Annotated in this window: 7 protein-coding genes and 3 pseudogenes; 5 read left to right on the top strand and 5 right to left on the bottom strand. The window is 67.2% G+C overall.

Annotated features, from left to right (window positions below; translation table 11 throughout):
* From MBELCI_RS22840 to MBELCI_RS22835, 3 genes are all read right to left on the bottom strand, one after another.
* On the bottom strand, positions 1-326 hold a 326-nt coding region (locus MBELCI_RS22840), incomplete at its 3' end, for an amidase family protein (protein ID WP_439645933.1).
* 68 nt (positions 327-394) lie between these two features.
* Positions 395-835, bottom strand: coding sequence for a type II 3-dehydroquinate dehydratase (aroQ, locus tag MBELCI_RS17820; protein ID WP_021695645.1), 441 nt, complete (start codon positions 833-835; stop codon positions 395-397).
* 139 nt (positions 836-974) lie between these two features.
* Positions 975-1340 carry a zinc-binding metallopeptidase family protein gene (locus tag MBELCI_RS22835; protein ID WP_369385495.1) on the bottom strand — a complete coding sequence of 122 codons (366 nt, stop codon included), beginning with the start codon at positions 1338-1340 and terminating at the stop codon, positions 975-977.
* 9 nt (positions 1341-1349) lie between these two features.
* Between MBELCI_RS22835 and MBELCI_RS22830 the strand changes: the two genes are divergently transcribed.
* Complete coding sequence (locus MBELCI_RS22830; protein WP_369385494.1) at positions 1350-1652, top strand: hypothetical protein; 303 nt, start codon at positions 1350-1352, stop codon at positions 1650-1652.
* Positions 1653-1701: 49 nt separating this feature from the next.
* On the opposite strand, the gene MBELCI_RS22825 is transcribed toward MBELCI_RS22830, so the two are convergent.
* Positions 1702-2148, bottom strand: a complete 447-nt coding sequence (locus MBELCI_RS22825; RefSeq protein WP_369385493.1) for a M20/M25/M40 family metallo-hydrolase — start codon at positions 2146-2148, stop codon at positions 1702-1704.
* Between the two features lie 190 nt (positions 2149-2338).
* Complete coding sequence (locus MBELCI_RS17810; RefSeq protein WP_021695643.1) at positions 2339-3025, bottom strand: GntR family transcriptional regulator; 687 nt, start codon at positions 3023-3025, stop codon at positions 2339-2341.
* 236 nt (positions 3026-3261) lie between these two features.
* Between MBELCI_RS17810 and MBELCI_RS17805 the strand changes: the two are divergent.
* The 4 genes and pseudogenes from MBELCI_RS17805 to MBELCI_RS17790 all read left to right on the top strand — a co-directional run bounded on the left by MBELCI_RS17805 (position 3262) and on the right by MBELCI_RS17790 (position 7304).
* Positions 3262-4235: pseudogene (locus MBELCI_RS17805) on the top strand (ABC transporter ATP-binding protein).
* A gap of 26 nt (positions 4236-4261) precedes the next feature.
* Positions 4262-5523: pseudogene (locus tag MBELCI_RS17800) on the top strand (ABC transporter substrate-binding protein).
* 107 nt (positions 5524-5630) lie between these two features.
* Positions 5631-6494: an ABC transporter permease gene (locus MBELCI_RS17795; protein ID WP_045320467.1), complete on the top strand. Its 864-nt coding sequence runs from the start codon at positions 5631-5633 to the stop codon at positions 6492-6494.
* A gap of 1 nt (position 6495) precedes the next feature.
* Positions 6496-7304, top strand: a pseudogene (locus tag MBELCI_RS17790) (ABC transporter permease).
* Positions 7305-7420: the final 116 nt, after the last annotated feature.

Raw genomic sequence — 7420 nt, 5'->3', positions numbered from 1 at the left:
GAACGTCCGAGCTCCCGCGATCGCGGCCGTGGACGATGGGCGACATCGGCGTGCCGAAATGCGGGTTTAGCCCGAGCCCGGAATAGGCGAACTCGGTCATGTTGGTGTGGCCCACCAGCTCGGCCCGGCGCGCGCAGGCAGGCCACGGCCTCGGCGTCACGGGTGGCGGCGGGCTGTGCGGCGCGAGCGTGCGAGCCCGCGCGCGTCACGTATCCCGCCACGTCGAACAAATCCTTCACGCCGACCCGTAGCCCCGACAGCGGCCCTTGGGGCGTCGGGGCGGGGGCAAAGCTCTGGGTGAAGTTCGGGGGCAGGTACGCGCTCACAAGGGGGCTCCTTTGGCATCGATGGATCGCGGCGAGGTCGGACGGGCCTCGGCCGGTTTTGTGGCGTTTCAGCCCGCCTGCCGCGCCAGCTGGCAGATGCGGCGCACGGCAGCGGCGTAGCCTTCGAGGCCCAAGCCCGCGATCACGCCGTCGGCGCGAAGCGAGACGTAGGAATGATGGCGGAAGGCCTCGCGCTTGTGGACCTGGCTGATATGCACCTCGATCACCGGCGGATCATAGGCGTTGAGCGCGTCGAGGATCGCGATCGAGGTGTGGGTGAAGGCGCCGGGGTTGATGACGATGCCGCAGGAGGTCTCGCGCGCCTCGTGGATCCAGTCGATGATCTGGCCCTCGTGGTTCGACTGCAGCAGCCGGATCTCGAAGCCATCGCCCGCGACCGCCTCGCACAGCGCCGCCACGTCCTGAAGCGTCTCGTGGCCGTAGATCTCGGGCTGGCGCTTGCCCAGCAGGTTCAGGTTCGGGCCGTTGAGCACGTAGATCGTCTTCATGGGGTCTCCTGTCGGATCGGCGCCGTCATGGCATGTCGGGGCGAAGCGCAACCCGCGCGCCCATCTCTAGCGGAACTGCGCCCGGATGTGGAGCGGTAAACGCCCGCGCCGCCCGATCGGAGCGGGCCGGGCACCTGTTTCAGTCATAGCCCAGAAGATCCCCGGTCAGCCGCACGAAGCCGCGCAGCCCGGTTTCGATCAGCGCGTCGGGAAAGTCGTAATCGGGGTTGTGCAGGGCGGGCCGGTCCAACCCCGCGCCCAGCAGCATCAGCGCCGATGTCGCGCCGATCCCGAAGCGGCCGAAATCCTCGGAGGCGCGCATCGGCTGGCCTTGGGGGCCATGCGGTATGGCCTCGGCTTCGAGCGCGGCGGCGAGGCGGGCCACCGCCTCGGGCGCGTTCTCGCAATGGGCGAACACGTCGTGATGCGTGATCTCGATCCCGAGGCCGTGCCGCTCCGCCGCCTGCCGCGCCAGCGTTTCGGCCTCTCGCACGAGACCGGCCATCCGGCGTCGGTGAGGCTGCGCAGCGTCACGAAGATCTCGGCCTCGCCCGGCGCGATGCCGAAGGCGGGCGCGCCCATCCGGGCATGGGTCACCGTGACGAGGGCGAAATCCGGATCGTCGATCCCGCCCGCGCCGAGACCGGTCAGCGCCGGCATCAGCCCGCTCAGCGCCGCCATCGGCGAGACGCCCGTTTCGGGCTGCGAGGCATGGGCGGTCCGGCCCGCAAGCGCGATCCGCATCCCGCGCGAGGCGCAGGCCACGGGGCCGGGTCGCAGCGCGACATGGCCCTCGGGCAGCCCCGGCATGTTATGAAGCGCAAAGGCCCAATCCGGCGCGATCCGCGCGAACTGCGGATCGGCGATCACCGCCGCCGCGCTTGGCCGTCCTCCTCTGAGGGCTGGAACAGGAGCACCACACGGCCCCGGCCGGGGCGGTGCCGCCCGAGGATTTCAGCCATTCCCGCGAGGATCGCCATATGCCCGTCATGGCCGCACAGATGCCCCATGCCCGGCACGGTCGAGCGCCACTCCGGCGCGCCCGTCTCCTGGATCGGCAACGCGTCGAGCTCGCAGCGCAGCATCAGCGCGGGGCCGGGGGCCGTGCCCTCGAACACCGCCGCGACCCCGTGCCCGCCCAGCCCCGCCAGCAGCGCATCGGGGCGCGCGGCCTCGATCCGTGCTGCGACCCGCGCCGCCGTCGCGGCCTCGTGCCCCGACACCTCCGGATGCCGATGCAACTCGCGCCGCCACGAGACGAGATCGGCGAGGGCCGCCGCGTCGAGCCGCGGCATGTCGCTGTGGTCTGGCATGGGTTCCTCCTCGCGCCTGTCGTCCCTCCGGTGTTCCAGTTCGGGGACTGTGAGGTCAAGCGGGGGGGAGGGGGTTATGCCTAGGACGAGCGATGGTTGAACCGTTGATCCGCAATGGTGTCAGAGTAAGGGCGCTCGTGGCCAGCATCGGGCTTGCAGGCGTGAAACGTGGCCCTGCGAGGCCGGTGCGTCAGGTCAGGATGTCGCGCAGTGTGGCCGGGGGCACGGAATGTTCGCGCAGGTCGAGCGCGCTGTGCAGATCGACAAGGTGGCTGTGCATGAGCTCGGCCGCCCGAGCGCCCTGTCCCGCCGCCACCGCCTCGATCAGCGCATGATGGGCGTGTCTTTCGCAAAGCGCGCTCTGGCGCCGCCAATAGAGCGCGATGACCAGGGACGAGCGCGCGACAAGCTCCTCGACGAAGCCCGCCACGATCGTCTGGTCGGCGATCCGTGCCAGATCGATGTGAAACCGGCCCGACAAGTGAAGCGCCCGGCCGTTGTCTCCGGCCTCGATGGCTGCGTGCTCGGCCATGATATGGGCTCGTAGCTGGTCGATGTCTTGCGGCTCGGCACGTTCGGCGGCGCTCTGCGCGGTACGTGGCTCCAGCAAGGCGCGGGCCTCGAACACCTCTCGCGCCTCGCGTGGCGAGGGAGAAGCGACGAAGGCCCCGCGATTGCGCCGGATCGTCACCAGACGCTGATGCGACAAGGTTTGCAGCGCCGCCCTAACGACGGTTCGCGAGACACCGTAGATTGTGCCGATCTCGTCTTCGCCCAGCTTGGCCCCCGGCCCGAGCCGATGCTCATGGATCGCACGGGACAACCCGTCGGCAATCATCTCGGCGCTGGTGGGCTCGATGCGGCTAGTCCGGGTCATGGCGGCACTCCTCGGCACCGGTCTGCCACAAGGGGCGCCACTCGCCCAGAGCGCGATATACGATTCGATCAGCGTATAGATTGTATACGATGTGATGCCCAGAATGCCGCCAATCCGTATCATCGGTGCCCGAATAAACGCCAAAGCCCGGCGTTTCGGCCGGGCTGCGGTCCCCCGCGCTTGTCCGCCCGAGGCCCGCTGTGACGCAGTCGGGGGACACAAGAAGGAGCCCGCCCATGCAGCCGCACGAGCTCGAACTGATATCCCTCACCAAGCGCTACGGCAAAGCGCTGGCCGTCGATGCGATCGACTACCGCTTTGGCGCGGGGGTCTATGCCTGCCTGCTCGGCCCTTCCGGCTGCGGCAAATCCTCGACCCTGCGGATGATCGCGGGACATGAAAGCGTGAGCGAGGGCTCGATCGTGCTTGATGGGCGCGACGTGTCACGCCTGCCCCCCGCACGTCGCGGCACGGCGATGATGTTCCAGAGTTACGCGTTGTTTCCGCATCTGTCGGTGCGCGACAACGTCGCCTTCAGCCTGCGCATGAAGGGCGTGGACAAGGCCGAGCGTAATGCCTGCGCGATGGAGATGCTGGAGCTGGTCGACATGAAGGACCACGCCGATCGCCGCCCCGCGCAGCTTTCGGGTGGTCAGCAGCAGCGGGTGGCGCTGGCCCGCGCGCTGATCACCCGGCCGCAGGTGCTTTTGCTCGACGAGCCGCTCTCGGCGCTCGATCCGTTCCTGCGCATCCGCATGCGGGCCGAGCTGAAGCGGCTTCAGCGTGAGCTGGGCATCACCTTCATCCACGTTACCCACGGGCAGGACGAGGCCTTGGCGCTGGCCGACGAGATCATCGTGATGAACGCCGGCCGGATCGAACAGGCGGGGCCCGCGCTCGAGGTCTGGTCGCGGCCCGCCACCGGCTTCGTCGCCCGCTTCATCGGGGGCCACAACGTCCTCGATGCGCCCGGCGGCATCGTCGCCGTGCGTGCCGATGCGATCCGGCTCGCCGCCCCTGGCGCGGCCGCCTTCACCGGGCACGTGACCGGTGTCGAATATCAGGGCGCGCATGTCGCGCTCACGGCGCAGGCCGACGGACGGTCACCGCGCTTCTGCCCGAGGCTGCCTTCTTCGATGCCCCCATCGCGCCGGGCGCGGCGGTGGGGCTGACCTGGGACGCCGCCAGCGCCCATCCGATCCGCGCCTGACACACCAGAACAACCGGGACACTGACATGACCAAGAGCCTCAGCCGCCGCGCGCTTCTCAGGAACGCCGCCGCCGCCACCGCCGCATCGACGCTCGGCGCGCCGATGATCTGGGCGCAGAACATCAAGGACATCACGCTGCGCCAGTTCGGCACCGGCGTGTCGAACCTCAACGCCGTCGCCGACAAGGTGAAGGAGGATCTCGGTTTCACGCTCGAGATGACCGCGCTCGACAGCGACAGCGTTACCCAGCGCGCCGCGACCCAGCCCGACAGCTTCGACATTGCCGACATCGAATACTGGATCTGCAAGAAGGTCTGGCCCACCGGCAATCTGCAGGCGATGGATGTGAGCCGGATCGCGAATTACGACAAGATCGTCGGCATCTTCAAGGACGGCAAGCTCGGCCCCGACAGCGAGATCGCCCAAGGTACCGCGCCGCATAGCGTGGGCTTCATCGAAGAGCCCGGCGCCACGGGCTTTGCCGCCGAGCAGACCAACTGGATGACGCTGATCCCGACGATCTACAACGCCGACACGCTGGGCATCCGCCCCGACCTGATCGGCCGCCCCGTCGAGAGCTGGGCCGAGCTCTTGAACCCCGAGTTCAAGGGCCGCGCCTCAATCCTCGACATCTCCTCGATCGGCATCATGGACATGGCCATGGTCTGCGAAGCGATGGGCGAGATCGCCTATGGCAACAAGGGCAACATGACCCGCGAGGAGATCGACAAGACCATCGCGATCTTCTCGGAGGCCAAGCGCAACGGGCAGTTCCGCGCCTTCTGGAAGAGCTTCGACGAAAGCGTGAACTTGATGGCCTCGGGAGAGGTGGTGATCCAATCGATGTGGTCGCCCGCCATCACCGCCGTCAAGACCCGCGGCATCGATTGCGTCTACCAGCCTTGAAGGAGGGCTACCGCAGTTGGGGCGGCGGCATCGGCCTGTCCAGCTCGCTGTCGGGGATCGAGCTCGACGCAGCCTATGACTATGTCAACTGGTATCTCGACGGCTGGGTCGGCGGCTACCTGATGCGGCAGGGGTATTACTCGGCGGTGCCTGAAACCTCCAAGGCCCACATGTCCGAAAACGAATGGGGCTACTGGTTCGAGGGAAAGCCCGCGACCGATGTGATCACCAGCCCCACCGGCGACGTGCTGGCACAGGCCGGTGACGTGCGCGATGGCGGCAGCTTCGAGGAGCGCATGGGCCGGGTCGCCTGCTGGAACTCGGTGATGGACGAGAACCAGTACATGAACCGCAAGTGGAACGAATTCATCGCCGCCTGATGCCCCCGCGCGGCGCATTGATCGCGCCCGCGCCCTTCCCCAAACAGGAGCAGTCCATGACCGACGCCGCTCTGGCCGATCCTGCCCCCGCCCGCGTGCGAGGGGCCATGAAACACACGCGCGAATGGCCGCGCTTGATGGCCTATGCGCAGGCCGCGCCGCTCGCGCTGATCCTGCTGGTCTTTCTCGTCCTGCCGATCATGGTGATCGTCACGGTGAGCTTCTGGGAGGCGACCGAATTCTCAATCATCCCGGCGTTCTCCCTCGAGAATTACGCCTACCTGTTCTCCTCCGAAGTGGTGGGCCGGGTGTTTCTCGCCACCTTCCGCTATGCGGCGATCACGTGGGCGCTGACGCTGGCCATCGGCTTCACGGTGGCGTGGTTTCTCGCCTTTCACATTCGCAGCCTGACTTGGCAGATCGCACTGTTTCTGCTCTGCACCATCCCTTTCTGGACCTCGAACATCATCCGCATGATCTCGTGGATTCCGTTTCTGGGCCGCGAAGGGATCGCCAATTCGGCGCTCATGTCGTGGGGGGTGATCGACCAGCCGCTCGATTGGCTGCTGTTCTCGGACTTCTCGGTGATCCTCGCTTTCGTGCATCTCTACACGTTGTTCATGGTGGTGCCGATCTTCAACTCGATGATGCGCATCGACCGCGCCCTGCTCGAGGCGGCGCATGACGCGGGGGCATCCGGCGCGCAGGTGATGTGGAACGTGGTCATCCCGCTGTGCAAGCCCGGCATCATGATCGGCACGATTTTCGTGCTGACGCTGGTGATGGGCGATCTCATCACCGTGCGCTTCATGTCGGGCAGCCAGTCGGCTAATGTCGGCCGCCTCATCTCCAATGACATCGCGCTTCTGGCCTATCCGTCTGCGGCGGCCACGGCGGTGGTGCTGCTGGCCTCGGTGCTCTTGGTGATCGGGCTGCTGATGCGCTTCGTCGATATCCGCAAGGAGCTTTGACATGACCTCTCGCCCGCGTAGCTTCTACGTCCTCTCGGCCTTCTTCGCGCTTTTCGTGCTGTTCCTCTACGGCCCTGTCGTCACCATCGGCATCCTGTCGTTTCAGGGGCCGGGCGGTGGCCTTACATTCCCGATGCGCGGCACCTCGCTGCACTGGTTTCGCGAGCTTTTTGCGCAGCAGGCGGTGGGCGACATCTGGGGCAGCTTTCGCCGCAGCCTCGCGCTTGGGCTGTTGGTCATGGCGGTGACGGTCATGGTCTCGACGCTGGCGGGTCTGGCGTTCCGCAAGCGGTTTCGCGGCGCGGGTGCGCTATTTTACCTCGCCGTCGCCTCGCTGGTGGTGCCCTCGATCCTCGTGTCGCTCGGCGTCGGGCTGATGTTCGACCAGGCGGGTCTCAAGGTGCATTGGGCGACCTCGGGCTTCGGCGCGCAGCTCACCTGGACGTTGCCCTTCGGTCTGTTGATCATGTTCGCGGTGTTCAACCGTTTCGATCCCTCCTTCGAGGAAGCGGCGCGCGATCAGGGCGCGAGCGCGTGGCAGGGCTTTGCGCATGTGGTGCTGCCGATCATCGCGCCATCGCTGATCGGCGTGGCCCTGTTCGGCTTCACGCTCTCCTACGATGAATTCGCCCGCACGCTGCTGACCGCGGGCAGCCGCAACACCCTGCCGCTCGAGGTGTTCGGCATGACCACCAACGTCACCACGCCGGTGCTCTACGCGCTCGGCACGCTGACGACGCTGTTCTCGCTCGCCATCATCGGGCCTGTCTCGCGGGGCTATGGGTCTTTGGGCGCCGGGGCCGCGGATGAGCATCGTCGTGATCAACCCCAATGCCACCGTCTCGATGACGCGGGCCGCGCTCGAAGCCGCGCGCGCGCGGTGCCGGGGGTCGCCTTCGAGGGCTGGACATCGCATGACGGCCCGC

Source organism: Limimaricola cinnabarinus LL-001, assembly GCF_000466965.1.
In the GTDB taxonomy this organism is placed as follows: Bacteria; Pseudomonadota; Alphaproteobacteria; order Rhodobacterales; family Rhodobacteraceae; genus Limimaricola; species Limimaricola cinnabarinus.
The sequence above is the reverse complement of the archived record's forward strand: the minus strand, read 5'-3'. Positions and strand labels throughout refer to the sequence as shown.